This window comes from Nonomuraea antimicrobica (assembly GCF_039536965.1).
Classification (GTDB): Bacteria; Actinomycetota; Actinomycetes; order Streptosporangiales; family Streptosporangiaceae; genus Nonomuraea; species Nonomuraea antimicrobica.
Window position 1 is genome coordinate 9,471 of record NZ_BAAAZP010000062.1, and the last position, 24,951, is coordinate 34,421.

Consider the following 24,951-nt stretch of genomic DNA (forward strand, 5'->3'; position numbering starts at 1 on the left):
GGCCGACGAGCCCACCGGCAACCTCGACACCGCCTCGACCGAGGACGTCCTGGAGATCATGGACCGGCTCAGCGCGTCCGGCCGCACGATCGTGCTCATCACGCACGAGGACGACGTGGCCGCGCACGCCAAGCGGGTGCTCAGGCTGGTGGACGGGGAGATCGTGGAGGACCGCCGCCAGGGCCCGGTGGACGGCCCGCCGCCGCGGCTGCGCGACCGGACCCCCGACCCCGAACGAGACGGGGCGGTGGCCCGGTGAACCGGCTGGAGATCCTCCGATTCGCCCTGCGCGGCCTGCTGGCCAACAAGATGCGCAGCGCACTGACCACGCTGGGCATCCTCATCGGCGTGGCCGCGGTCATCATGCTGGTGGCCGTCGGTGAGGGTTCCTCGCAGAGCATCCAGCAGAACATCCAGCGCCTCGGCGCCAACACGCTCACGATCTCCCCGTCCTTCTCGGGAGGCGGTGGCGGGGGCGGCGGCGGGGGCGGCATGCGCGCGCCGAGCGGCGGCGGTGGCAACACGGGGCCGCGTACCCAGGCCAGGGAGCTCAGCCTGGCCGACGCCCAGGCGCTGACGAACAGGACGCTGGCCCCGTCGGTGAAGACCGTCTCGCCGGTGGTGAACGCCTCGTCCGCCACCGCCGCGTTCGGGGCCGCCAGCCACGCGATCGCCCAGTTCGTCGGTACGTACCCCAGCTATTTCGAGGCCATGAACAAGCCCGTCGCCAAGGGCACGTACTTCTTCAACGACGACGTGACGGCCGCCAGGAAGGTCGTGGTGCTCGGCCAGACCGTGGTGGAGGCGCTGTTCGGCGCCGTCGACCCGATCGGCAAGCAGGTCAGCGTGTCGGGCGTGCCGTTCACGGTGGTCGGCGTGCTGAAGGAGACCGGCTCCACCGGCATGCAGGACGCCGACGACGTGGCCATCGCGCCGCTGCCGACCGTGCAGCAGAGCCTGAGCGGCTTCGGCTCGCTCGGGCAGATCGTGGTGCAGGCGAGCGGGGCCGACGCCACGACGGCGGCGCAGGCCGAGGTCACGGCTATCCTCAACCAACGACACGGCATCACGAACGACAACCCCGACTACCGGATTCTCAACCAGGCCACGTTGCAGGAGACCGTCAGTGCGGCGACCGGCACCTTCACCGTGCTGCTGGGCGCCGTCGCCGCGATCTCGCTGCTGGTCGGCGGCATCGGCATCACCAACATCATGCTGGTGACGGTGACCGAGCGCACGCGCGAGATCGGCATCCGCAAGGCCATCGGAGCGCCCAGGGGCGCGATCCTGGGCCAGTTCCTGATGGAGGCCACGTTGCTGAGCCTGGTCGGGGGGTTGTCCGGGGTGCTGGTGGCGTTCGTGGGGACCAGGTTCACCATCGCCGGCATCGAGCCGGTCCTCGTGCCGTCGTCGGTCGTGCTGGCGCTGGGCGTCTCGCTGGGGATCGGGCTGTTCTTCGGCAGTTATCCCGCCAACAGGGCGGCCAAGCTCAGGCCGATTCAGGCCCTGCGCCACGAATAGGAGAAGGACATGGACAAACTGGATTCCTCGCCGTTCCCCGATGACCTGCGGGAAGAGCTCGCCGCCCAGCCGGCCAAGGGCTTCTCGAAGGTCACGCTGGCGCTGGGCGCCGGGGTCGTGCTGGTGGCCGGGGTCCTGCTCGGCATGCAGGCCCCCAGCCTGTTCGGCACCGCAGAGACGCCGCCCGGCGCGGCGGGCCAGCAGCGTCCCATGGGCGGGTACGCCCAGCAGCCGGGCGGCGGCGGCCAGCGCGGCCAGATGCCCGGCGGCGGCGGCCAGCCGGGCGGCCAGCAGACGGGCGGTGGCGGTCAGCGCATGGGCGGGGCGGGCACCATGGGCACCGTCGAGAAGATCGAGGGCGGCAAGGTCTACGTCAAGACCGCGGACGGCGCCACCGTCACCGTGAACACCACCGACCAGACCACCGTGCAGATCTCCAAGCCCGGCAAGGTCTCCGACCTCGAGGCCGGCACCTCGATCGTGGTGCGCGGGGAGCAGGGCGCCGACGGCGCGGTCACCGCCGCCTCCATCAGCCAGGGCGGTAGCCCTCAGGGCACCCAGGGCACCCAGGGAGGCGGCCCGCGATGACCGAACCCGAGGCCAGGCTGCTGGTGGTCGACGACGAACCCAACATCAGGGAGTTGTTCTCGGCCAGTCTGCGCATGGCCGGGTTCGAGGTGCTGACAGCGGCCGACGGCAAGGAGGCCCTGCGGGTAGCCGAGGAGAGCACGCCCGACCTGGTGATGCTCGACGTCATGCTGCCCGACCTGGACGGCCTGGCGGTCGCGGGAAGGCTGCGATCCCGCGGCCGCCGGGTCCCGGTGCTGTTCGTGACCGCCAAGGACACGCCGGAGGACCGGATCGCCGGGCTCGGCCTCGGCGAGGACTACGTGACCAAGCCGTTCAGCCTGGAGGAGGTCATCGCCCGCATCCGGGCCGTGCTGCGCAGGACGCGGCGCGGCACGCCGCCGCCGAACCGGCTGCGGGTGGCCGATCTGGAGCTGGACGAGGAGAGCCACGAGGTCTGGCGCGACGGCGTCCCCGTACGGCTCTCGCCCACGGAGTTCAGGCTGCTGCGGTACTTCATGCTCAACGTGGGCCGGGTGCTGTCGAAGACGCAGATCCTCGACCACGTCTGGAACGGCGACTGGCGCACCGACGTCGGCCTCGTCGAGTCGTACGTCTCCTACCTGCGACGTAAGGTCGACACCGGCGAGCGCAAATACCTGCACACCCTGCGCGGGGTCGGCTACATCCTGCGCCCGCCACGCATTTGACGCCTCCGCCGTGGCCGCGCGGAGCACCGAGCCTATGAGGAGCCGCAGGAGAACAGCAGGGATGGAGAGCCTCGGGAGACACCTGTCCAGGGCGCCGCTGTGGCTGCGCCTGGTCTCGGCGACCCTCCTGCTGGTCACCCTCGCCATCACGCTGACCGGCCTGGTCGCCGTCCGGCTGCTGCGCAGCTACCTGGTCGAGCGGGTGGACCAGCAGCTCCACACGGCCACCATGCCCCGCGAGCCGCTCCCGCCGCCGGTGGAGGCCCGCCCCGACGCGCGGCCGCAGCGCTACTTCGGCCTGTTCCACGGCGTGCTCTTGAACTCGGACGGCGAAGTGGTCAGGACCGTCAGCGAATCCACCGAGACGCACAGGCCCGCCCTGCCCCGGCTGACCCTCGACGAGGTGATCGCGCGGCATGGGCGTCCGTTCACGGTGGACTCGCGCGACGCGGGCGGCCCGAGCTGGCGGGTCGTCGCCGCCCCCGCGCGCGACGGCGGCAGCCGGATCATGGCGATCAGCCTGGGCGACGTGGACGCGACGGTCTCCCAGCTCTTCCTCATCGTGGGGGTGGCCGGCGGCGGCACCCTGGCCGTGCTGGGGGTCGCCTGCTACTGGGTGGTACGCAGGAGCCTGCGCCCGCTGGGCGAGATCGCGAACACCGCGAACGGCATCGCGCGCGGCGACCTGTCGCGCCGCGTCCCGCTCTGGGCGGACACGACCGAGGTCGGCAAGCTCGGCCGTTCGCTCAACGCCATGCTCGCCCAGATCGAGGTGGCGGTGCGCGAACGGGAGGAGGCCGCCGAGTCGGCCCGCGAGTCCGCCCAGTCGGCCCGCCAGTCGGCCACGGCCGCGCGGCGGTCGGAGGAGCTGATGCGCCGGTTCATGGCCGACGCCTCGCACGAGCTGCGCACGCCGCTGACCTCGATCAGGGGTTTCGCGGAGCTGTACCGGCTGGGGGAGGAGAAGGACCTGACGGAGGCCGTACGGCTGCTGAGCCGCATCGAGGGGCAGGCGGCCCGGATGGGGCTGCTCGTGGAGGACATGCTGCTGCTGGCCCGGCTCGACCAGCGCAGGGAGCTGGCGATGCGCCCGGTGGACCTGCTCAGCCTGTGCGCCACCGTCGTGATCGACGCCCAGACGCTCGCACCGGACAGGAGGATCGAGCTGGTACGGCTCTTCCAGGACGCGGACGACGGCGACGAGCAGCGCGGCGGCGACGTGATCGTGACCGGCGACGAGCCGCGACTCGCGCAGGTGCTCAACAACCTGGTCACCAACGCGCTCACGCACACCCCGGCGGGCACCCCGTTCCAGGTCAGGGTTGGCGTGGACGGCGACCACGCGGTGGTGGAGGTGGCCGACGAGGGGCCCGGGTTCACGCCCGAGGTGGCCGAGCGGGTCTTCGAGCGGTTCTATCGGGCCGACCCGGCCCGCAGCGCGGGCGGCTCGGGGCTGGGGCTGTCGATCGCGGCGACGCTGGCGGAGGCGCACGGGGGCGCGGTCATGGCGGAGTCGGAGCCCGGCGAGGGCGCGTTGTTCCGGGTGGTCCTCCCGGTCGAGCCGGACGAGGAGCCCCGGCCGAAGGCATAGCCGTCCTGGCCGTTCGGGCGGGATGGGGAGGGTCAGCCGAAGGTGCGGCCGTATCGGTCGGGCGGGATGGGAGGGTCAGCCGAAGGTGTAGCCGTACAGTCCCGCGCCCTTGCTGAGCTGTCGGACCTTGCCCAGTTTGAGGCCCTCCTCCCGGCGCCCCGGCGCGTACATGACCAGGCCCTGGTCCGGCGCCGCCACGACCAGGCCGTCCACCGGCGAGCGCTCGGCCGACAACGACCGGTACCGCTCCCACCCGGGCAGCGCGGTCAGCGCCGCCCCGAAGTCCTGGCCCTCGCCCTTGATCAGCAGGTTCCCGTCCCGCGTCAGCCCGCCCGACGACCGGCCCGCCAGCACCTGCACGGCCTTCTCGCCGGGCACGCCGATGGCCAGCTCGTCGTTGCCGTCGCCGTTGAAGTCGCCGGCGGTCAGCGAGGCCCCGAACCGGTCGTAGTAGCGGGGCTTGCCGTCCAGCGTGTTCTGCGACCACGCCTCGGTCCTGTCCGTACGCAGCCCGGCCCGCGAACCGTACAGCACGTCCACCGTGCCGTCGCCGTAGTCCATGGCCCGCTGGTTGGCGCTGAGGCCCTCGCCCGGCACGCCGATGGCCAGGTCGGCGCGGTCGTCGCCGTTGAAGTCGCCGGTGGCGAGCGCGGCCCCGAAGTTGTCCCACTTCTCGGAGGCGCCCTTGATGCCCGGCGTGCTCTGGGTGAGCAGCCGGGCGCTGCGCCGCCGTACGTCGATCACGGTGACCGAGCCCTGCCCGTCCACCTTCACGCTGTCGGCGGGCGCCCCCACGGCCAGCTCGTCCGTGCCGTCGCCGTCGAAGTCGCCGGTCGCCAGCGAGGCGCCCCACTGGTCGGTGACGCTCGCCGACTGCCCCACCCACCCCGACTTCTGCGTGATCTGGTACGGCTTGCGGCCCTTCATCCAGTACACCGTCACCGCCCCGCCCGACCGGTGACTCGGCGCGCCCACGGCCAGCTCGTCCTTGCCGTCGCCGTCCAGGTCGCCCGCCGCCAGCGCGGCCCCGAACCGGTCGCTGCCCGGCTTGGCCGGCGCCAGCTCCTGCCCGGTCACGAGCCCCTCGGGGGAGCCGTTGAAGATCTGCACGACCCCGTTCCCGTCGCCGCCCGGCACCCGCTTCCCCACGAACTCCTCCGACACGCCCACCGCCAGGTCGGCGCACCGGTCGCCGTTGAAGTCGCCCACGGCCAGCGCGGAACCGAACGAGTCGCCCGGCTCCGCGCCGTCGCCCTGGGTGAGCTTGACCTGCTTGCCCGACCCGTACATGACGGTCACGGAACCGGCCCTGGAGGCGTCGTACGGGGCCGCCACCGCCAGGTCGGGCCGGCCGTCGGCGTCGAAGTCCAGCGGGTGCCCGCCGCACGCGCGCGCGGGGGCCTGTGTCGTACCGGTGGCGAGAGGGAGGAGCAGACAGGCGGCGAGCAGCGCATTCATACCGGAAGTAATGACCAGCTACCTCGAACCAGGTCTGAACGGCACGAGAACGGCCTAGGAGGGCAGGATGCACATCGCGCTCAGCACGGACGCGGCCACCCCGCGTAACACCGTCGTGCACCCCTCGGACGCCCGTCGGACGCGCCCCGGTCACCCGCACCCCCGCCGGACACCCTCCGGCCACCCACCGGACGCGCCCCCGTTGATCATCACTCGCCGGCGGTCACCGGAGACGGGCCTTTCGGATCAGCGGCCGGGTGCGGGCGTCCGTGCCAGGATAAGCGGGTGGACGTCGATCTCGCGGACCTCGATTTCTGGCGCAAGCCCCTCAAAGAGCGCGAAGCGGCCTTCGCCCGGCTCCGGGAGCGGGAGCTGCCGGTGTTCTTCCCGGAGAAGAAGGTGCCGTTCCTGCGCTCCGGCAAGGGTTTCTACGCCCTCGTCCGGCACGCCGACGTGGTCGAGGCCAGCCGCAACCCCAAGATCTTCGCCAGCGAGCCGGCCGTCACCAACCCCGAGCCGCCCGGCTGGGTGAAGCAGGTGTTCGGCGAGTCGATGGTCAACATGGACGACCCGCGCCACGCCCGCCTGCGCCGCATCGTGACCCGGTCGTTCAGCCCGAAGATGCTGGCCGGCCTGCAGAGCGACATCGAGGCGGCGTGCGCGCGCATCGTCGACGACGTCGTCCGCGACGGGCCGCGCGACTTCGTCACCCAGGTCGCCGCCCGACTGCCCATCCACGTCATCTGCGACATGCTCGACGTCCCGTCGGAGCTGCGCGAGCAGGTCCACCGGCACGCCGACATCTCCACCGCCTACACCGGCGTGCGCCCCAGCCTGGCCCGCAGCGTGCAACTGGCCGGCCAGAACATGCTCGCCCTGCTCGCCCTGCAGCGCATGGTCATCAAGCTCGGGCACGAGCGGGTCGCCAAGCCCGCGGGCGACCTGGTGTCCCTGCTGGTCAACGCCAACCCCGACGGCGAGAGGCTCACCGACAAGGAGCTGGGCTCGTTCTTCGCGCTGCTGCTGGTCGCCGGCAACGAGACGGCCCGCAACACGATGGCCCACGGCATTCGCCTGCTCACCGAGCACCCGGCCCAGCGCGAGCTGCTGGTGAGCGACTTCGACGCGCACATCAACGGCGCGGTCGAGGAGATGGTCCGCTACGTGTCGCCGATCATGCAGTTCCGGCGCACGGTCACCGCCGACCACTCGCTGCGCGGCCTGGAGCTGCGCAAGGGCGACAAGGTCGTGCTGTTCTACGGCTCCGCGAACCGCGACGAGTCGGTCTTTCCCGACGCCGACACGTTCGACATCACCCGCGACAGCAAGCCGCACGTCGGCTTCGGCGGCCCAGGGCCGCACTTCTGCCTGGGGGCCAACCTGGCCAGGCAGGAGCTGCGGACGATGTTCCGCGAGCTGCTGACCCGGCTGCCCGGCATCCGTTCGGTCGGCGAGCCCGAGCTGCTGCTGTCGAACTTCGACAACAGCGTCCGCACCCAGGCGTTCACGTTCTGATCAGGAAGCCTGGGGCTCGACCGGATCATCCTGGTCGTCGGCCAGGACGTTCGTCCTGAGCGTGAAGAACGTGATCAGCGCCGCGACCGCCATCATCGCCGCGCTGATCAGCATCGCCGTCCGGAACCCCGCGTCGAAGACCGGCGGGTTCTCGAACGCGTCGCCCACCAGGCCCACCAGCGGCGGCACGGCGGCCACGGCCAGCAGGCTGCCCGTACGCGCCACGGCGTTGTTGACCCCGCTGGCCGTGCCCGCGTACCGCTCCTCGGCCGTGGCCAGCACGGTCGCGGTCAGCGGCGCGACCGCCGCCGACAGCCCCAGCCCGAACAGGAACACCGCGGGCAGCACCTGGAACGGGTACGACGCGCCGAACCCGATCGTGCTCATGGCCACGAACCCGGCGCCCGCCAGCAGGATCCCCACCGTCATGGGCCAGCGGGGGCCGACGCGCTTGGCCACGTCGCCGGCCCTGGCCGACAGCAGCATCATCAGGATCGTCGTCGGCAGCATCGACAGCCCGGCCGCGATGGGGGAGAACCCGGACACCACCTGGAGCTGCACCACCAGCAGGAAGAACACCACGCCCATGGCCGCGTACATGATCAGTGTGACCGCGTTCACCGCCGTGAACACGTGGTTGCGGAACATGCCCACCGGCACCAGCGCGTCAGGCGACCTGCGCCGCTGCACCACCACGAACGCCACGCCCAGCGCCAGCCCCACCACCAGCGGCGCCGGCGCCCCCTGCTCGATCAGCCCGTACGTGATCCCGGCCAGCGCCAGCGCCGCCAGCACCGAGCCGAGCACGTCGAAGCGCCCCGCCGCCGTCTCGTCCCTGCTCTCCGGCACGTGCCGCAGCGTGACGAACACGATGAGCGCCGCGAACGGCAGGTTGATCAGGAACGCCCACCGCCACCCGGCCGTCTGCACCAGCCACCCGCCCAGCAGCGGCCCGATCGCGCTGGCCACGCCGCCCAGCCCCGACCACACGCCCACGGCCCTGGGCCGGTCGTGGCGGACGAACGACGCCTGGATGATCGCCAGCGAGCCGGGGGTGAGCAGCGCCCCGCCGATGCCCTGCAACGCGCGGGCCGCGATGAGGAACTCGATGTTCGGCGACAGCCCGCACAGGGCGGAGGCGACGGCGAACCAGACGGTGCCGATGAGGAAGATCGTGCGGCGGCCGTACCGGTCGCCGAGCGAGCCGCCGAGCAGGATCAGCCCGGCCAGGGTGAGGGTGTAGGCGTTGATCGTCCACTGCAGGCCGTCCATGTGCGCCCCGAGCTCCCGGCCCAGGAACGGCAGCGCCACGTTCACGACGGTGCTGTCGAGCAGCGCCAGCCCGGAGCCGAGCACCGTCGCGAACAGGATCCAGCGGCCGCGCGCCGACTTGAGCTGGACATGACCGTTCAGCGCCCCGGGACCGTGCATCATGCGGACCATCCTCCCACCGGCCCCCAAATCGCCCACCCCGCCCCCGCCTCGCCGCTGGGCGTCACCCGGAGAACAGGGGGGTTGTCACCCTCACCCCGAAGGTCTGCGCGCTCAGCCGCCGTCGGCGAGGGCCCGCAGCACGAACTCCGACACCAGTTCCCCGGTGGCCTCCACGGTCACCTCGCCGCTGATCAGCGGCACCCGTTCCGCGCCCACCACCGCCATGATCATCCGTACGGTGGCGGCCACGTCGAGCACCCGGAAGTCTCCCGCCTCGATCCCGCTCTCCAGGATGTCCGCCAGGATCCGCTGCATCGGAGCCACGTGCTCGGCCAGCCGCTGATAGGCGTCGGGCCCCAGCGCGGCGCTCAGATCGGCCGCCCCCGGATGCGGGTGCGCGAGCAACCCCGCGAGCTGCAGCCGCACGAACGCCCGCAACCGATCGGCAGGCGAGGCCCCGGCCGGCAACTCGCGCTCGTAGCTCTCGATGAAGTAGTGCGTCACCCGCTCGGTGAACGCCAGCAACAGCGCGGCCTTGTCGGGAAAGTAGTTGTACAGAACGGTACGGGTGATACCGGCCTCGCCCGCCACGTCGGTCATGGAGATCGCATCGATGCCCTGCACTCTCGACAGGCGCGAGACGGCCTGCAGGATCCGGTCGCGCGTCTGGGCGCGGTGCTCACCGATGGTGGCGGCGGAGATACGGGGCATGCCCCCATGGTAGGCCGCCGCCTCCCGGACACCCCAGCAAACTCCTGCCTCCAAAGCAATCGGACATAGATGGATGAATCATTCGTTTGCTTGACTGAATGTTTCGTTCATGCTTCCCTGGCTCCATGCTCTACGGGACTCCGGCTCTCGACCCCGCCGACAAGTCCGTGCTGGCCGAGATCGAGGACATGCGGCAGGACTTGAAATACCGGCTGGCCGAGACCCATCGCTGGGACGGTCAACTGCGCAGGCAGTTGCAGGCGCGTGCCATTCAGGGCTCCAATGCCATCGAGGGTTACCGTGCCGGAGTCGAGGACATCCAGTCCATCATGGCGGGGGAGGAGCCCCTGGAGACCGCGCAGTCGGTGGTCAAGGAGATCGCCGGCTATCAGCAGGCGCTGACCTACGTCAGGCTGCTCTCCCGCGCCCCTGTCTTCGACTACGACGTCGGCGTGCTCAATGCCCTGAACTTCATGATGATCGGCCACCACGTGGAGAAGACTCCCGGCGTCATGCGTCCGGGCAGTATCTACATCCGCAGTTCGGTGTCCCGGGAAGTCGTCTACGAAGGGCCGGACGTTGAGCACGTCCCCGCGCTCATGGGTGAGTTGATCTCATGGCTGAATGAGGGGGACAAGGATGCGCCCAGCTACGTGAGGGCGGCGATGGCCCATTTCAACCTCGTCAACATCCACCCCTGGCGTGACGGAAACGGCCGTATGGCGCGGGCCCTGCAGACGCTCGTCCTCGGCCGGGACCGAATCATGACGCCCGAGTTCTGCTCCATCGAGGAATGGCTCGGGCAGCAGCGCACCACCATCGAGTACTACGACGTTCTCGGGGCGGTCGGGGGGCGTCGGTGGAGCCCGCACGGCGACACTCTCGACTGGGTCCGGTTCTGTCTGAGGGCGCATCACATGCAGGCCCAGCGGGTGGCGGCCCGGCTGGCGGAGGCCGGTGAGATCTGGACGTACCTGGAGGAACAGGTGGACGCGGAAGGGCTCAACACGCGGTGCGTGTCGGCGCTCTACGAGGCGTTCGTGAACCGGCGGCTGCGGCGGAGCCGGTATCAGGCCGATGAGGAGCTCAGCCAGGGGCAGGCCGCCCGCGACCTCCGGGACCTGGCCGCCAAGGGCTGGCTCCAGCCCTACGGGGAGACGAAGGGCCGCTTCTACCAGGCCGGACCTCGGATGGCCCGGCTCAAGGCCGAGTCCGCGGAGAGAGCCACGCCGCTGCGTGATCCGTATCGCTAGCCGCGCCGACCGCCGAGGGCGCTACGCGGCGGTCTTGACGACGTGTCTCAGTTCGGCGAGTACCTCGGTGTTGAGCTGGTAGGCGAGTTTCACCTCGGCGATCATCCGCTGCTGTTCGCGGTCGTCGAGTTCCTGGCCCAGGCCGTCCAGGCGGGAGCGGTACTCGGTCTTGAAGCGTGGCAGGCTGCCCAACTCGTCGAAGATGTAGAAGTCGACGCCGCCGCCCTTGGCGTAGCCGTAGATCTTCTGCAGCTCCATCCGGATGAACTGGCCGCCCGACAGGTCGCCCAGGTAGCGGGTGTAGTGGTGGGCCACGTAGCCGCCCGGCCAGTCGGAGACCTGCTCGATGCGGGCCACCAGGGTGCGGGTGGACTTCGACGGGGTGATCCGGTCGCGCCAGTCCGGGCCGTAGATCGTGGTCAGGTCGCGTTCCAGCGCCCGCTCGCGGTACAGCTCGGGGAACACGAAGCGGCCCGCCACCGGGTGGCCGGCCAGGTCGCGGGACGCGCCGTCGAGGGCGGCGTAGGCGAAGTAGTGCTGGGCGACCATCTCGCCGTACTCGTGTTCGCTCAGCCGGCCGCCCATCAGCGCTGAGAGGTAGCCTTCGGACTCGGCCGACTCATGGTCGGCCCAGGTTGCGTTCCTCAGGGTTTCGGAGAACGACGTGGTCACGTCTCACCTCTGCTCGTGCCGGCACTTCATGACGAAGTGTCACAAACGGCGGCCTCCGACGTCAAGCTGATGACGACACGATGTCACCAAAGTCTGCCTCCACACTCACTTACCCAGGAACGGCCACCTCAAAGAGCCCACCCGTCCGCCGCGTCACGAGGCGCGTTCGGCGTAGTGGCAGGCGGCGTAGTGGGCGTCCACGGCCTCCAGGGACGGCTCCACCTCGGCGCACCTGTCCGTCGCCTTCCAGCAGCGGGTGTGGAAGCGGCAGCCGGGCGGCGGTGACACCGGGCTCGGCGGGTCTCCGGCCAGCATGATGCGGGACCGCCCGCGCAGGGCCGGCTTGGGCACCGGGGCCGCCGACAGCAGGGCCATCGTGTACGGATGCGCCGGCGCCCCGTACACCTCCGCCGCCGGTCCCATCTCCGCCAGCCGGCCCAGGTACATCACCCCCACCCGGTGCGACACGTGCCGTACCACGGCCAGGTCGTGCGCGATGAACACCAGGGCCACCCCGAGCGTCCGCTGCAGCTCCGCGAACAGGTTGACCACCTGCGCCTGCACCGACATGTCCAGCGCCGACACCGGCTCGTCGCACACGATCACGTCGGGCTCGGTGGCCAGCGCCCGCGCGATGCCGACCCGTTGCCGCTGGCCGCCGGAGAACTCGTGCGGGAAGCGGTTCATCCGGTCGGGGGACAGGCCGACCAGCGACAGCAGCTCACCGACCCGGTCCCGCATCGCGCGGGAGTCGCCGGCCAGGCGGTGCACGCGCAGCGGCTCGGCCACGATGTCGTGAATGGTCATGCGTGGGTTGAGCGACGTGAGCGGGTCCTGGAAGACCATCTGGACGCGCCGCCGGATGTCGCGCGGCACCCCGCCCCGGCTGAAGAACGGGCGGCCGCGGAAGGTGACCTCGCCCTGGTCGGGACGTTCCAGGCCGACGAGCATCCGGGCCAGCGTGGACTTGCCGCAGCCGGACTCGCCGACGATGCCGAGGGTCTCGCCGGGGTACAGGTCGAGGTCCACGCCGGCCACCGCGCGGACGGCCCCGCCTCTGGAGAGCAGGCCGCCGCGGTAGGTCTTGTGCAGGTTCGAGGCTTTCAGCACCGGTTCTCTGGTGGTCCCAGAGGGGGTGTCAGGTGAGGGCGCCATCGAGCATCTCCTCCGAGTGGTGGCAGGCCGCGTACCGGTCCGAGCCCGTACGCAGGATCGTCAGCGGCGGCCGGGTGTGGCCGCAGATCTCGCTCGCCCGGTCGCACCGCGGCGCGAACGAGCATCCCGGCGGCACGTCCGCCGGGCTCGGCGGCGCCCCGGGGATGGCGCGCAGTTCCGAGGCCGGGCTGTCCAGGTCGGGGATGGCGGCGAGCAGGGCCGCCGTGTAGGGGTGCGCCGGCCGGTCGTACAGCTCCCCGACCTCGCCCCGCTCCACGATCCGCCCCGCGTACATGACCGCCACCTGGTCGCTGACCTCGGCCGCCACGCCCAGGTCGTGCGTGATCAGCAGCACGGCGGTGCCCAGCTCGCGCCGCAGCCGGTCGATGAGCTCCAGGATCTGCGCCTGGACGGTCACGTCGAGCGCGGTCGTCGGCTCGTCGGCGATGATCAGGTCCGGCTCCAGCGCCACCGCCATGGCCACGAGGATCCGCTGCCGCATCCCGCCCGAGAACTGGTGGGGGTAGTCGCCGATGCGCCTGGCGGCGGCGGGGATGCCCACCAGGTCGAGCATCTCGATGGAGCGGGCCCTGGCCTCCTTGCGCGACAGGCCGCGGTGCACCCGGTACAGCTCGCCCAACTGGTCGCCGATGCTGAGCACCGGGTTGAGCGCCGACAGCGCGTCCTGGAAGACGAGCGTCATCTCGCTGCCGCGCAGCGACCGCAGCTCGTCGGCGCCCATCGCGAGCAGGTCGCGCCCGCCGAGCCTGGCCGCCTCGAAGCGCACGTGTGCGCCCGGCTGGTCGAGCAGGCCCATGACGGCCTTGGCGGTGACGGATTTGCCCGAGCCGGACTCGCCGAGCAGCGCCAGCGTCTGGCCGCGCTCGATGGTCAGGTCCACCCCGCGCACCGCCGGGATCTCGCGTCCGTGGGCGGTGAACGTGACCCGCAGGTCGCGTATCTCCAGCACCGGTGGCTCGCTCACCGCACGCCCTCCTTGACTGTGACGAAACTTGGCGTTTACAAGGTCTCCGTTGCCGGAAAACAACTTGAATATTGTCTTTAGCGCCCGATACTGGCAAACTTCCCGCAATCGGACAAGAGGGGTTACCAGATGCTGGAAGCTGCCAAGGGCTACAAGGGCTACCGTTCGTACGAATATCTGGAGGCGGGCGTCGACTACCGCCGCTTCGACCTGTCGCCCGAGCTGGGGCGGGTCCCGGCCTACCAGGGGCCCGCGCTCACCACCGAGCAGGCCGAACGGGTACGCCGCCTGCTCACCGACAGCCTGGTCGTCTCCCTGCACGACCACCCGTCGGTCTTCCCCGACGACATCCGCGAGACCGTGGACTACAACCGTACGGCCCGCCACCACACCGGCTACGAGGGCCTGGCCCGCTCCGGCATGACCGTCGTCTTCGACAACCTCATGGACGGCACCTGCTGCATCACCAGCCAGGCCGGCTGGAAGTGGAACGACGTCGTCGCCGACATCGGCATGCGCCTGTCGGACCTCGCCCACCAGGACTTCCTCATCAAGGTCGAGCGCCTGGCCGACGTACGCGAGGCGCATGCAACCGGCCGCATCGGTCTCGTGCTCGCCCTCGAGGCGGCCACCATGATCGAGAACGAGGTCGACCGCATCGACATGCTGTACGGCTTCGGCGTACGGCAGATGGGCATCGCCTACAGCGAGGCCAACACCCTGGGCAGCGGGCTGAAGGAGCGCGGCGACGGCGGGCTGACGCTGTTCGGCGAGAAGGCCGTGCGCCGCATGAACAAACTGGGCGTCGCCATCGACGTCTCCCACTCCGGCGACCAGACCTCGCTCGACACGATCCGCCACTCCACCAAGCCGATCCTCATCACCCACGCCGGCGCCCGCACGGTCTGGCCCACCAACCGCATGAAGCCCGACTCGGTCATCAAGGCCGCGGCCGAGCGCGGCGGCGTGATCGGCCTGGAGGCGGCCCCGCACACGACCCTGTCGCCCGACCACCCCCGGCACAGCCTGGAGTCGGTCATGGACCACTTCACGTATTGTGTGGAACTGGTCGGTATCGACCACGTGGCCTTCGGTCCCGACACCCTGTTCGGCGACCACGTGGGGCTGCACGACACCTTCGCCGAGCACCTGTCGCTCAACGAGGCGCACGCCGGCGTCGCCTACGAGAAGGTGCCGTACGTGGACGGCCTGGAGAACCCGGCCGAGTGCTTCTGGAACATCATCGCCTGGCTCGTCACCCACGGTTACTCCGATGACGAGATCACCAAGGTCGTCGGCGGCAACGTCATGCGCGTGCTGGAAGAGGTCTGGATCTGATGAGACGTGCAACCCTGTTCGCGGCCCTGCTGGCCGCCGCTCTTACCGCGTGCTCGCCCAGCGTGCCGGGCCAGTCCGGCTCCCAGGCGAGCGGTTCGCAGGCGCCCGCCTCGGCCGACCGGCTGACCATCGGCACCACCGCGGACGTGGTCAACTTCAACCCGCTGGTCGGCAACAGCCGTACGGACTCGTGGGTGACCAACCTCATGTACCCGCACCTGACCCAGATGGACTCCGCGGGCAAGCGCGTCCCGTACCTGGCCACCGAGTGGTCGTACTCGGAGGACGGCAAGACCGCCACGGTCAAGCTGCGCGACGACATGAAGTGGTCCGACGGCAAGCCCGTGAGCGCCGACGACGTGGTGTTCTCGGTGACGGCGGTGCAGAAGGAGAAGTTCGGCGTGGTGGCCGGGCTCATCACCGCGCTGGACAAGGCCGAGGCCGTCTCGCCGACCGAGGTGCGCTTCAACCTGACCCGCCCCGACGGCACCTTCCTCGACAACGTGGGCTTCTGGCTGCCCGTCGTGCCCAAGCACGTGTTCGAGAAGGCGCCGAGCGTGCAGAAGTTCGCCAACGACGCGAACTGGGTCAGCGCGGGGCCGTTCAAGCTCACCAAGGTCGAGCGCGGCCAGCGCTACATCATGGAGCGGGTCGACGACTTCGGCCCTGGGGCGCCCACGGTCAAGGAGATCGTGTTCCGCGTCTTCCCCGACGTGAACACCGAGGTCCTGGCGCTGCGCAACGGCGAGATCGACCTGATCGGCAACGTGCTGCCGCCCGCCACCGCGACCGAGCTGAAGAGCGACCCGAACGTCAAGCTGGAGCAGATCCCGTCGCTGGGCTGGGCGCACCTGCAGTACAACACCAAGCGCAAGCCGCTGGACGACGTCCGCGTCCGCCAGGCGCTGGCCCACGCCGTCGACTACGAGGCCATCAGGAACATCGCGCTCAAGGGCTTCGCCAAGTCGTCCAACTCCAGCGTCCTGACCCCGTCGCTGCCCGACTACGCCGACCCCGCCTCGAAGGAGTACGTCTTCGACCCCGAGCTGTCGAAGAAGCTGCTGGCCGAGGCCGGGCAGTCGAACCTCAGCCTGAGCATGATCTACGACCAGGCCGACCCGAACATCGCCCGCTGGGCCCCCATGGTCCGCGACTCGGCGAAGAAGGCCGGGATCACGATCAAGCTTCAGGGCCTGGAGCGCAACACGTACCTGGACAAGACGTTGAAGCGCGACTTCGACATCTACGCCGGGTCGTGGGCGGTCATGGACAACCCGCCCGCCAACCTGGGGCTGGCCTTCAAGACCGACGGGTTCATCAACTACGCCCAGGTCAGCGACCCCAAGCTGGACGACCTCATCGACCAGGCGCAGCGCGCGCTCACCCAGGAGGAGGCCAAGGCGCCGATCCAGGAGGCCGCCCGGATCATCCGTGACCAGGTCTACGACAACGTCCTGTACGTGGAGACGTTCAACATCGCGCACTCCACGAAGTGGACCGGGTTCCGGCCGATGCCCAGCGAGCTGCTGTCGATCCTGAACCCGCTCTCCCTCGCCTCGGCCAAGCCGGCGGGCTGATCGCCATGCGCTTCGTCGGCCTCCGGCTGGCCCGCGGCCTGCTCACCCTGTGGTTCGCGGTCACGGTGACGTTCTTCCTGGTCCGCCTGCTGCCGGGCGACCCGGTGCTGGCCGTGGCCGATCCGAACATGACCGAGGAACTGCGTCAGAAGCTGCTGGCCGACTTCGGCCTGGACCAGCCGCTCGGCGTCCAGTACCTGGACTACCTCGGCCAGTTGCTGCAGGGCAACCTCGGCATGTCGTTCCGGCAGTCGATCCCCGTGACGACCGTGCTCATGGAGCGGCTGCCGTGGACGCTGATCCTGACCGGCTCGGCCATGGTGGTGACGATCGTGCTGGGCATCCCGCTCGGCGTGCTCGCCGCCACCAGGGCCAAGGGCTGGCTCGACCGCGTCATCCAGCTCACCGGCGTCACCGCGCAGTCGTTGTTCGTGCCGAGCGTGGGCATCTTCCTCATGTACGTGCTGGGCGTGTGGCTGGGCTGGTTCCCCATCGGCGGCGCGGTCGACCTCGACGCCACCGGCCCCGCCGCCACCCTCAGCATGCTGCACCACCTGGTGCTGCCGTGCCTGTCGCTGGTGTTCATCCAGCTCGGCGGCTACGTGCTGACCATGCGGACCACGCTCATCGAGGCACTCGGCGAGGACTACGTGTCGTTGGCCAAGGCCAAGGGCGTGCCTCCCGGGGCCGTGGTGTGGAAGCACGCCCTGCGCAACGCGCTGCTGCCGACCACCACCATCGCCGGGCTCCAGCTCGGCACCCTGGTCGGCGGCGCGGTGCTGACCGAGACCATCTACGCCTACCCGGGCATCGGCCGCGCCATCTACGAGGCGGTCGGCCAGCTCGACTTCCCTGTGCTGCAGGGCGCGTTCGTGCTGCTCGCCGCCGCCGTCGTGGTGGCCAACCTGATCACCGACGTGGCCTACGGAATCCTCGACCCCAGGGTGCGCACCTCATGACGGCATCCGTGACGGCCGCGGCCGTCGAACTCACCCCGCGCCAGCGGACCTGGGCGTCCTTCCGGCGCAACCCGCTCGGCGTGGGCAGCGCGATCGTGCTGACCCTGATGGCGCTGGTCGCGCTGCTCGCCCCGCTCATCGCGCCGTTCCCCGAGGGGTACGGCACCGACACCTCACAGCCGCCCTCGGCCGCCCACTGGTTCGGCACCGACGACATCGGCCAGGACGTCTTCGCCCAGGTCGTCTGGGGCACCCGGGTCAGCATGGCGGTCGGCGTCAGCGCCTCCGTGCTGGCCATCGTCATCGGCCTGCTCATCGGCGTCAGCGCCGCCTACTTCCGCCGTCTGGACACGCCGCTCGGCGTGCTGGTGGACCTGTCGCTGTCGCTGCCCGTGCTGCCGCTGATGATCCTGGTGGCGGCGCTGGCCGGGCCCAGCGTGCGCACGCTGGCCGTGGTGATCGCGCTGTTCAGCTGGCCGGAGGTGGCCCGCGTGGTGCGCTCGCAGGCGCTGTCGATCGTGCCCATGCCGTTCGTGGCCGCCGCCAAGGTCGTCGGCGGCTCGTCGCTGTGGATCGTCCGCAAGCACCTGCTGCCCGGCGTGGTGCCCGTCGTCGGCGTGTCGGTGGTGCTGACCACGTCTCGCGCGGTGCTGGCCGAGGCCGGGCTGTCGTTCCTCGGCCTGGGCGATCCCAACAGTTGGTCGTGGGGCACGATCCTGCACAAGGCGCAGCAGTCGGGCGCGCTGGCCTCTGCCTGGTGGACCACGCTGTTCCCGTCGCTGGCGATCCTGCTGCTGGTGCTGTCCACGACCCTCCTCTCCGTGGCCTACAACGACGCTCGCAACCACAGGAGCGATTCATGACCTTCTCCCAGAGGCTGCCCGGCTCCTTCTACGCAGGAGCCCTCGACCGGGTCAGGGCCCGGATGTCCGAAGAGGGGCTGTCGGCGCTGCTGCTCGACGACCCGCTCGACGTCGCCTACCTCACCGGCTTCCACCACTTCCCGAACGAGCGGCCGGTCGCCTGCTGGCTGCCGCTCGACGGCGACCCCGTGCTGCTCGTGCCCGAGCTGGAACGCGAGTACGCCCACGACCAGCTCGCCAGGGCCGAGATCGTGGCCTACCCGGAGTTCCCCGGCGTACGGTCGCCGTTCGCGGTGCTGGCCGGGCACGTACGCGTCCCCGACCAGGCCGCGTACGCGTCCTCGACCGCCGTCGGCCGGACGAAGGCGCTGGCCGAGGCGTTCCCCGCGACCCGCTGGAGCGTCTCCGACGCGGTCGGCCGGGTGCGCCTGCGCAAGCTGCCCGAGGAGATCGCGCTGCACGAGGAGGCCGCCCGCATCGCCGACCAGATGATCGAGGCCGGGGTCGAGCTGGTCAGGTCGGCCGTCGAGTCCGGCGGCGCGCTGCCCTCGGAGACCGAGCTGGCGGGCCACGTCATCGCGCACGGCTCCCGCCTCATGTACGCCCGCCACGAGGACGTCGTCGTGGTGCCCATGCTCACCGGCGGACTCGTCTACGGCGGCCCCAACTCGGCCCAGCCGCACCGCCTGCCCGGCGGCGACCGGCTGCGGGCGGGGGAGACGTTCATGCTGTCGCTCGGCTGCGCGGTCGGCGGCCGGTTCGTGGAGAGCGAGCGCACGTTCGTCATCGGCGAGCCAACCAGCCGCCAGGCCCGCTACTACGAGGTCGTCCGCGAGGCGCAGGAGGTCGGCACCGAGGCGCTCGTCCCCGGCGTCACCTGCGAGGAGGTCAACCGCCGCTGCCTGGCGGTCATCAAGGAGGCCGGGTACGGCGAGCACCTGCGCCACCGGCAGGGCCACGGCATCGGCCTCGGCTTCCACGAGCCGCCCTGGCTGTCGGACGGCGACGCGACCGAGCTGGCCCCCGGCATGATCCTGTCCAGCGAGCCCGGCGTGTACGTGCCCGGCCACGCCGGATACCGCATCTCGGACACGGTGCTGGTCACCGAGTCGGGGCCGCGGCGGCTGACGGCGTACCCGCGCGAGCTGACCGACGTCATCATCTGAACCCCCCGGCACTCTTCCCGAAGGAGACAAGCGCTTGTACGTCGACATCAACGGCAACCGGCTCAACGTCGAGGTCCTCGGCGAGGGCGAGAACGTGATCATCGCCCACCACGGCGCGCCAGGGCTCGGGTCGCTCACCGAGCCCAGGGCCTCCTTCGGCCGGCTCGCCGACGCCTACCGGGTGGTCGTCTTCGACGCCAGGGGCTCGGGGAGCAGCGGGCTGACCGGCCCGTTCTCGCACGAGCAGTGGGTGGCCGACGTCGAGGCCCTGCGCCGCTGGATCGGCGCCGAGCGAGTGGTCATCGCCGGCGGCTCGTACGGCGGCTTCATCGCCATGGAGTACGCCGCCCGCCACCCCGACCGGGTCAGCGCCGTCGTGCTGCGCGACACCTCGGCCGACAACGCCAACCAGGAGCTGGCCACGCGCAACGCCGCCGCCTCGTCCCGGGTGGCGATCGACCGGGACAAGCTCGACCGGATCATGTCCGGCACCGTCCGCGACGACGACGACCTGCGCGACTGCTGGCGCGAGATCCTGCCGCTCTACGACCATGACTTCGACCCCGTCAGGGACCGGGCCAAGGTCGAGCAGCGGGTGGCCGCCACGCCGTACCACTACGAGACGCACAACTACGCCTTCGCCGTCAACCAGCCCGCCTACGACATCAAGCACCTCCTGCCCGGCATCACCGCGCCGACCCTGGTGACCGTCGGACGGCACGACTGGATCACGCCGCCCGAGTGCAGCGAGACCATCGCGCGCCTCATCCCCCGCGCCGAGCTGCGGATCTTCGAGAAGTCGGGGCACTCGCCGCAGGTCGAGGAGGCCGACCTGTGGGAGGCCACCGTCCGCACGTTCCTCGACGGTGTGCTCGGCGGCGCGCTCGGCGAGGTGCGAGCACGGGGCTGAACGCGCGATGATGCCCCCGATGGAAGATCTCGATGACCTCGACCGCAAGATCCTCGCCGCGCTGCACGTGAACGGCCGGGCGAGCTGGACCGACCTGGCCCAGCTCCTCGGCATCTCCACCACCACGGTGGCGCGGCGAGCCCAGCACCTGTTCGGCGCGGGGCTGGCCAGGGTGGCGGTGCTGCCGCACCCGGAGCACGAGGGGCCCGTCGACCTGTTCGTCGTGCGGCTGACCTGCGCGCCGGGCAGCCAGCTCCGGGTGGCCGGGGTGCTCGCCCGGCACCCTGGCACCCGCTACGTCGCCATCCTCACCGGCGGCTACGACGTGGTGTTCGAGCTGGTCGTCCCCAAGAACGGCGACCTCTACTCGATGCTGGTCGACTTCGTGCACTCCGTCCCCGGGGCCCAGCAGAGCAACGCCGACCTGGTGCTGCACACGTACAAGGTGAGCTACGACTGGAGCGTGCCCGTCCTGGGGGAGCACGCGGCGGCGTTCGCCGGGCGGCGGCCCGTCCACGCCTGCGAGCGCGGCCACCTCGACGACGTCGACCGCGAGGTGCTGGCCGCGATGCGCGAGGACGGCCGGGCCAGCTTCCAGTCCGTGGGCCGCCGCCTCGGCATCAGCGAGAGCACGGCCCGGCGGCGGCTGGAGGCCATGCTGGAGCGCGGCTGCGCCTCGGTCACCACGTTCATCCCGGCCGCCGCGCTCGGCTACGAGGCCGAGATCCTGTTCTGGCTGTCGGTCGAGCCCAGCATGCAGGACAGCGTGGCCGAGCGGCTGTCGCACGAGCGCGGCGTGCGGATGATCGCCTCCATGCTGGGGCAGGCGTCGCTGTTCTGCGAGGTGATCGTGCCGACCACCGCCGACCTGCACCACTTCACCTCGCGCACCCTGGCCGCCGTGCCCGGCATCCGCTCGTGGACGGCCGGCGTCCAGGTCCTGACGGTCAAGCGCGGCTTCCTCATGGTGCCGTGGGCCGAGGACCGGATCGCGGCGGCGCTGGCGGACGCGCCGCAGTCGTAGCGCGCGTGTAGCGGTGCTTGGCGCCCGGCGGGAAATACTCCAGGTCGCCCGCCTCGCGCAGCCGGACGAACGGCATCCGCTGCCCCGGCGGCACGTACGCGGCGAACTCGCTGTTCAGGCGGAGCAACTGGCCGAGGATCGACTCGCCCGCCGCCTGGGCGACCTCCTCCGAGGGCTTCTCGCCGGGCATCAGCTCCACCGTCACCACCAGGTGCCGGTCGTGCCGCTCGTCCTCGGCCACCTCCAGCACGAACTTGCCGGTCACCGACCCGCTCACCTCCGGCTGCTCCAGGCCGACCGCGATGTTCTCGGGGTAGACGTTCGCGCCGTAGTAGGACACGGTGAAGTGGCTGCGGCCGAAGACGTACACGAAGGGGCGCTCGGGGCCGTCCTGCTCGGGCCGGTGACCGCGGTCCCGGACGAACCCCAGCAGGTCCCGGTGCGGGAGCACGCCGCCCTCGTCCGCGATGTGGTAGCGGATCAGCGGCACGCCGTTGTCGCCCGAGAACAGCAGTGTGCCCTGGTGCTCCTCGAAGAAGCGGACCCGCGGGTCGTACTGGGCGAGAGTCGGCAGGCGCGACTCGCCGAACAGCTCCCTTGCCGTGCCCGGCCGGGCCGCCAGGAAGCGGCGGATGCCCACCGACAGCGCGGTCTCGTTGGCCAGGACGCCCGCGTCGGCGGTGCCGTACAGGGAGGCGATGCCGCGTACGGGGTCGGCGATCCCGGCCCGCTCGGCGACCAGCGCCCGCCACTCCTCGCTGAACACCTCGCCCGCCGTGACCAGCTTGACGTTCCAGTCGGCCCAGGGGAGGTCCTCGGTGTCGATGACGTTCTTCAGGAACGGCGGGTAGCCCAGCAGCACGACCTGGTCGAAGTGCGGGGCCAGCTCGGGGAGCACCCGCCGGATCTCCCGCCGGTCGGTGCCAGGGGCGACCACGGTGATCGGGTAGCCGCGCTCGGCCAGATGGCGGCAGCAGCCGACGGTGAACAGGCCGCCCACCCAGGTGCCGAGGGCGAAGCAGACCACGGCCAGCGTACGCCGCTCGCGGGCGCAGAAGGAGTCGCTGAAGACCTCCTCGAAGCGGTCGGCGATCACCCGCTCGTCCGCGACCGAGCGAGGCCAGAACGACGGCGTCCCCGTGGACCCGGAGGAGACGGCGATCATGTCGCCGATCACCCCGTTCCTGCACAGGTCGGGGAGGGGGTGGCGGAGGGTGTAGTTGTCCTTGGTGGTCATGGGCAGCCGGGCGAAGTCCTCCGGCGTCACGACCCTCGCGGGGTCCACCTGGTGCTCGGCGAGGAACCTGCGGTAGGCGGGGACGGTGGCCGCCACCTCGTGGAAGAGCTCAACCGGGTCCATCCGCCGACTGTACGGCGCGGGCGCGGGCGGGGGAACGACCCCGGCCCATTCCCCAGTCGATTCCCCGGCCCATTCCCCGGCCCTTCGCCCAGCCTCTTGCCGGGCCTTTTTCCCGGCGCTTCGCCCGGCGCTTCGCCCGGCCTTTTGCCCGGCCTATTCGCCGGGGCGGACCAGGCCGCTCTCGTAGGCGTACACGATGGCCTGGGCGCGGTCGCGCAGCCCGAGCTTCATCAGCACCCGCCCCACGTGCGTCTTGACCGTCTGCTCGGCCACGAACAGCTTCTCGGCGATCTCCTGGTTGGACAGCGCCTGCGCGACCAGCATGAGCACCTCGCTCTCCCGATCGGTCAGCTCGTCGAGCCGCCGGCCCGCCACCGGCCGGGACGTGCCCAGCCGGGCGAACTCGGTGATCAGCCGCTTGGTGATCGCCGGGGCGATGAGCGCCTCCCCGGCCGCGACCACGCGTACGGCCTCGGCGAGCTGCGCGGCCGAGGCGTCCTTGAGCAGGAACCCGCTCGCGCCCGCCCGCAACGCCTCGTAGACGTAGTCGTCGAGGTCGAACGTCGTCAGGATGAGCACCTTCGCGCTCTCCTGGCGGGCCAGCAGCTCCCTGGTCGCCTCCAGGCCGTTCATGACGGGCATGCGCACGTCCATCAGCACCACGTCGGGGCGCAGCTCGGCGGCCCGCTCGACGGCCTCGCGCCCGTCGGCCGCCTCGCCCACCACCTCGATGTCGGGCTGCCCGCTCAGGAACACCGTGAACCCGGTGCGGACCATGCCCTGGTCGTCGGCGATCAGAACCCGGATCAAACGCCCTCCTTCTCCGCGATCGGCAGGCTCACGCGTACCTCGAAGCCTCCGCCGGGAACGGGCCCGGCGTCGAGCGTGCCGCGCAGCAGCGCCGCCCGCTCCCGCATCCCCACCAGCCCTTGCCCGCCCCCGCGCGCCGCCGCCTGTGCGGCCCTCCCGCGCGGGGCCGCCGGCTCGGTGCCCGGTCCGTTGGCGATGCGCAGGCGCAGCTCGACGTCGGTGCGGGTGACGTCGACCGCGACGGTGGCGCCGGGCGCGTGCCGCATCACGTTGGACAGCGACTCCTGGACGATCCGGTAGGCCGACAGCTCCACCGCCGACGGCAGCTCGCCCGGCGCGCCGCCCCGCTCGACGCGTACGGCCAGCCCGGCGGCCCGCGCGTTGGCGACCAGCTCGTCGATCCGGTCGAGCCCCGGCTGCGGCGCGGTGTCGGTGCGGCCCGCCGGATCGCGCAGCACGCCCAGCACCTGGCGCAGCTCGGCGATCGCCTCCAGCGACAGGCCCCGGATCTCGGTCAGCCCCGCTTCGAGCTGGGCCACGTCGCCCGCCGCCTTGAGCGGCACCGCCTCCGCCTGGATCGCGATCACCGACATGTGGTGCGCGACCACGTCGTGCAGCTCGCGCGCGATGCGGGCGCGCTCGGCCAGCACCGCCTGCGCGTTCTCGGCCTCCCGCGTGCGCCGCTCCTCCGTCACCAGTCTCTCGGTGGCGCTGCGCCGGACGCGTACGTTGTAGCCGAACAGCGCCGCGACCGACACGATGACCGCGATGAGCGGCATCGAGTTGGGATGGATGATCCAGGCGGCGAGCACGGTGAGCACCCAGATGGCCACCGTGACGCGCCGTTCGCAGCGTACGGCGACCGAGTAGAGGACCATCAGGTAGGTGACGATCGCCGGCATGGGATAGGGCGGATCGCCCTGGACCAGCCTGAGGTCGACCCAGACGATGAGGGGCAGCGTCACGAACGCGACCCGCCAGGCGGCCAGCGGCCAGCGGTGCCGCAGGGCCAGGGGCAGGCAGGCGGCGATCGCGGTCAGGTAGACCGCCGACTCGGCGATCGGGCCCGGCCGGATGCCGCCGCGCGCGAGCTGGCGGGCGGCCTCGAGGTTCCAGTCGAGCACCATCGACAGGGTGAGCCCGTAGAGGAAGACCGCCAGCGCGAGATCGGCGAGCTGCACCAGGTCGTAGGTCTGGAACGGCATCAGGCGGCGAAAGCCGCGCGGCACCCTGTGCCTCAGGCGGGGCACGGGCCGGTAGGGATCGGCCGCACCCCGGAACAACGCCAGCTCGAACGGCCGCAGCACCACCAGGGTGGCCTCCCACACCCGCTCCCACCGGCGGGGCGCCGGGGCCCCGCCCCCCGCGTCAC

Annotated in this window: 22 protein-coding genes and 1 pseudogene; 14 read left to right on the forward strand and 9 right to left on the reverse strand. The window is 71.1% G+C overall.

Annotated features, from left to right (window positions below):
• From ABD844_RS16410 to ABD844_RS16430, 5 genes and pseudogenes are all read left to right on the forward strand, one after another.
• A pseudogene (locus tag ABD844_RS16410) lies at positions 1 to 259 on the forward strand (hypothetical protein); the annotation flags it as partial.
• Positions 256 to 1,521, forward strand: a complete 1,266-nt coding sequence (locus tag ABD844_RS16415; RefSeq protein WP_344877758.1) for an ABC transporter permease — start codon at positions 256 to 258, stop codon at positions 1,519 to 1,521. The pseudogene ABD844_RS16410 and the gene ABD844_RS16415, both read left to right, overlap by 4 nt.
• A 9-nt stretch (positions 1,522 to 1,530) precedes the next feature.
• Positions 1,531 to 2,109 (forward strand): hypothetical protein, encoded by a 579-nt coding sequence (locus ABD844_RS16420; RefSeq protein ID WP_344877760.1) that lies wholly within the window; start codon positions 1,531 to 1,533, stop codon positions 2,107 to 2,109.
• Positions 2,106 to 2,798, forward strand: coding sequence for a response regulator transcription factor (locus ABD844_RS16425; RefSeq protein WP_344877762.1), 693 nt, complete (start codon positions 2,106 to 2,108; stop codon positions 2,796 to 2,798). The genes ABD844_RS16420 and ABD844_RS16425 overlap by 4 nt, the downstream gene beginning before the upstream one ends.
• A 61-nt stretch (positions 2,799 to 2,859) precedes the next feature.
• Positions 2,860 to 4,389: a sensor histidine kinase gene (locus ABD844_RS16430; protein ID WP_344877763.1), complete on the forward strand. Its 1,530-nt coding sequence runs from the start codon at positions 2,860 to 2,862 to the stop codon at positions 4,387 to 4,389.
• 75 nt (positions 4,390 to 4,464) lie between these two features.
• Here the strand turns inward: ABD844_RS16430 and ABD844_RS16435 are convergent, their stop codons facing one another.
• The gene (locus ABD844_RS16435; protein WP_344877764.1) at positions 4,465 to 5,847 is read right to left on the reverse strand and encodes an FG-GAP-like repeat-containing protein; all 1,383 of its coding nucleotides are present in this window, start codon (positions 5,845 to 5,847) and stop codon (positions 4,465 to 4,467) included.
• A 285-nt stretch (positions 5,848 to 6,132) separates the two neighbouring features.
• Between ABD844_RS16435 and ABD844_RS16440 the strand changes: the two genes are divergently transcribed.
• Positions 6,133 to 7,362, forward strand: a complete 1,230-nt coding sequence (locus ABD844_RS16440) for a cytochrome P450 (RefSeq protein WP_344877766.1) — start codon at positions 6,133 to 6,135, stop codon at positions 7,360 to 7,362.
• Here ABD844_RS16440 and ABD844_RS16445 read toward each other — a convergent pair whose 3' ends face one another.
• Together ABD844_RS16445 and ABD844_RS16450 are read right to left on the reverse strand one after the other, a co-directional pair.
• The gene (locus tag ABD844_RS16445; RefSeq protein WP_344877768.1) at positions 7,363 to 8,796 is read right to left on the reverse strand and encodes an MFS transporter; all 1,434 of its coding nucleotides are present in this window, start codon (positions 8,794 to 8,796) and stop codon (positions 7,363 to 7,365) included. It lies immediately after the preceding gene.
• A 111-nt stretch (positions 8,797 to 8,907) separates the two neighbouring features.
• Positions 8,908 to 9,507 (reverse strand): TetR/AcrR family transcriptional regulator, encoded by a 600-nt coding sequence (locus ABD844_RS16450; RefSeq protein ID WP_344877770.1) that lies wholly within the window; start codon positions 9,505 to 9,507, stop codon positions 8,908 to 8,910.
• A 125-nt stretch (positions 9,508 to 9,632) separates the two neighbouring features.
• Here ABD844_RS16450 and ABD844_RS16455 point away from each other — a divergent pair, with 125 nt between their 5' ends.
• Entirely contained in the window at positions 9,633 to 10,760 is a 1,128-nt protein-coding gene (locus tag ABD844_RS16455; protein WP_344877772.1) for a Fic family protein, read from the forward strand.
• Between the two features lie 21 nt (positions 10,761 to 10,781).
• Here ABD844_RS16455 and ABD844_RS16460 read toward each other — a convergent pair whose 3' ends face one another.
• The 3 genes from ABD844_RS16460 to ABD844_RS16470 form a co-directional block, all read right to left on the reverse strand.
• Positions 10,782 to 11,432, reverse strand: coding sequence for a biliverdin-producing heme oxygenase (locus tag ABD844_RS16460; protein ID WP_344877774.1), 651 nt, complete (start codon positions 11,430 to 11,432; stop codon positions 10,782 to 10,784).
• Between the two features lie 153 nt (positions 11,433 to 11,585).
• Positions 11,586 to 12,587, reverse strand: a complete 1,002-nt coding sequence (locus ABD844_RS16465) for an ABC transporter ATP-binding protein (RefSeq protein ID WP_344877776.1) — start codon at positions 12,585 to 12,587, stop codon at positions 11,586 to 11,588.
• Positions 12,571 to 13,572, reverse strand: a complete 1,002-nt coding sequence (locus ABD844_RS16470) for an ABC transporter ATP-binding protein (protein ID WP_344877778.1) — start codon at positions 13,570 to 13,572, stop codon at positions 12,571 to 12,573. Before ABD844_RS16470 ends, ABD844_RS16465 begins: the two co-directional genes overlap by 17 nt.
• Before the next feature lie 129 nt (positions 13,573 to 13,701).
• Here ABD844_RS16470 and ABD844_RS16475 point away from each other — a divergent pair, with 129 nt between their 5' ends.
• From ABD844_RS16475 to ABD844_RS16505, 7 genes are read left to right on the forward strand one after another with little or no spacing between them, the layout of a single operon-like run.
• A complete protein-coding gene (locus tag ABD844_RS16475) occupies positions 13,702 to 14,910 on the forward strand; it encodes a dipeptidase (RefSeq protein ID WP_344877779.1) in 1,209 nt (402 codons plus the stop codon).
• The gene (locus ABD844_RS16480; protein ID WP_344877780.1) at positions 14,910 to 16,487 is read left to right on the forward strand and encodes an ABC transporter substrate-binding protein; all 1,578 of its coding nucleotides are present in this window, start codon (positions 14,910 to 14,912) and stop codon (positions 16,485 to 16,487) included. The genes ABD844_RS16475 and ABD844_RS16480 overlap by 1 nt, the downstream gene beginning before the upstream one ends.
• 5 nt (positions 16,488 to 16,492) lie before the next feature.
• Complete coding sequence (locus tag ABD844_RS16485; RefSeq protein ID WP_344877782.1) at positions 16,493 to 17,446, forward strand: ABC transporter permease; 954 nt, start codon at positions 16,493 to 16,495, stop codon at positions 17,444 to 17,446.
• Positions 17,443 to 18,309: an ABC transporter permease gene (locus ABD844_RS16490; RefSeq protein WP_344877784.1), complete on the forward strand. Its 867-nt coding sequence runs from the start codon at positions 17,443 to 17,445 to the stop codon at positions 18,307 to 18,309. The genes ABD844_RS16485 and ABD844_RS16490 overlap by 4 nt, the downstream gene beginning before the upstream one ends.
• Positions 18,306 to 19,475: a M24 family metallopeptidase gene (locus ABD844_RS16495; protein WP_344877786.1), complete on the forward strand. Its 1,170-nt coding sequence runs from the start codon at positions 18,306 to 18,308 to the stop codon at positions 19,473 to 19,475. Before ABD844_RS16490 ends, ABD844_RS16495 begins: the two co-directional genes overlap by 4 nt.
• 34 nt (positions 19,476 to 19,509) lie before the next feature.
• A complete protein-coding gene (locus ABD844_RS16500) occupies positions 19,510 to 20,385 on the forward strand; it encodes an alpha/beta fold hydrolase (RefSeq protein WP_344877788.1) in 876 nt (291 codons plus the stop codon).
• Positions 20,386 to 20,404: 19 nt separating this feature from the next.
• Positions 20,405 to 21,409 carry an Lrp/AsnC family transcriptional regulator gene (locus tag ABD844_RS16505; protein ID WP_344877790.1) on the forward strand — a complete coding sequence of 335 codons (1,005 nt, stop codon included), beginning with the start codon at positions 20,405 to 20,407 and terminating at the stop codon, positions 21,407 to 21,409.
• On the opposite strand, the gene ABD844_RS16510 is transcribed toward ABD844_RS16505, so the two are convergent.
• The 3 genes from ABD844_RS16510 to ABD844_RS16520 all read right to left on the reverse strand — a co-directional run.
• Positions 21,348 to 22,769 carry a phenylacetate--CoA ligase family protein gene (locus tag ABD844_RS16510; protein ID WP_344877791.1) on the reverse strand — a complete coding sequence of 474 codons (1,422 nt, stop codon included), beginning with the start codon at positions 22,767 to 22,769 and terminating at the stop codon, positions 21,348 to 21,350. The genes ABD844_RS16505 and ABD844_RS16510 overlap by 62 nt on opposite strands.
• 153 nt (positions 22,770 to 22,922) lie before the next feature.
• Complete coding sequence (locus ABD844_RS16515; RefSeq protein ID WP_344877793.1) at positions 22,923 to 23,579, reverse strand: response regulator; 657 nt, start codon at positions 23,577 to 23,579, stop codon at positions 22,923 to 22,925.
• Positions 23,576 to 24,951, reverse strand: a 1,376-nt coding sequence (locus ABD844_RS16520; RefSeq protein WP_344877795.1) for a sensor histidine kinase, incomplete at its 5' end; no start/stop codon positions are given. The genes ABD844_RS16520 and ABD844_RS16515, both read right to left, overlap by 4 nt.

Bases quoted from the DNA above. Each gene is read 5' to 3' on its own strand.
- ABD844_RS16420 (WP_344877760.1), top strand. From the start codon at position 1,531: ATGGACAAACTGGATTCCTCGCCGTTCCCCGATGACCTGCGGGAAGAG.
- ABD844_RS16425 (WP_344877762.1), top strand. From the start codon at position 2,106: ATGACCGAACCCGAGGCCAGGCTGCTGGTGGTCGACGACGAACCCAAC.
- ABD844_RS16430 (WP_344877763.1), top strand. From the start codon at position 2,860: ATGGAGAGCCTCGGGAGACACCTGTCCAGGGCGCCGCTGTGGCTGCGC.
- ABD844_RS16435 (WP_344877764.1), bottom strand. From the start codon at position 5,847: ATGAATGCGCTGCTCGCCGCCTGTCTGCTCCTCCCTCTCGCCACCGGT.
- ABD844_RS16445 (WP_344877768.1), bottom strand. From the start codon at position 8,796: ATGATGCACGGTCCCGGGGCGCTGAACGGTCATGTCCAGCTCAAGTCG.
- ABD844_RS16450 (WP_344877770.1), bottom strand. From the start codon at position 9,507: ATGCCCCGTATCTCCGCCGCCACCATCGGTGAGCACCGCGCCCAGACG.
- ABD844_RS16455 (WP_344877772.1), top strand. From the start codon at position 9,633: ATGCTCTACGGGACTCCGGCTCTCGACCCCGCCGACAAGTCCGTGCTG.
- ABD844_RS16465 (WP_344877776.1), bottom strand. From the start codon at position 12,587: ATGGCGCCCTCACCTGACACCCCCTCTGGGACCACCAGAGAACCGGTG.
- ABD844_RS16475 (WP_344877779.1), top strand. From the start codon at position 13,702: ATGCTGGAAGCTGCCAAGGGCTACAAGGGCTACCGTTCGTACGAATAT.
- ABD844_RS16480 (WP_344877780.1), top strand. From the start codon at position 14,910: ATGAGACGTGCAACCCTGTTCGCGGCCCTGCTGGCCGCCGCTCTTACC.
- ABD844_RS16485 (WP_344877782.1), top strand. From the start codon at position 16,493: ATGCGCTTCGTCGGCCTCCGGCTGGCCCGCGGCCTGCTCACCCTGTGG.
- ABD844_RS16490 (WP_344877784.1), top strand. From the start codon at position 17,443: ATGACGGCATCCGTGACGGCCGCGGCCGTCGAACTCACCCCGCGCCAG.
- ABD844_RS16495 (WP_344877786.1), top strand. From the start codon at position 18,306: ATGACCTTCTCCCAGAGGCTGCCCGGCTCCTTCTACGCAGGAGCCCTC.
- ABD844_RS16505 (WP_344877790.1), top strand. From the start codon at position 20,405: ATGGAAGATCTCGATGACCTCGACCGCAAGATCCTCGCCGCGCTGCAC.
- ABD844_RS16510 (WP_344877791.1), bottom strand. From the start codon at position 22,769: ATGGACCCGGTTGAGCTCTTCCACGAGGTGGCGGCCACCGTCCCCGCC.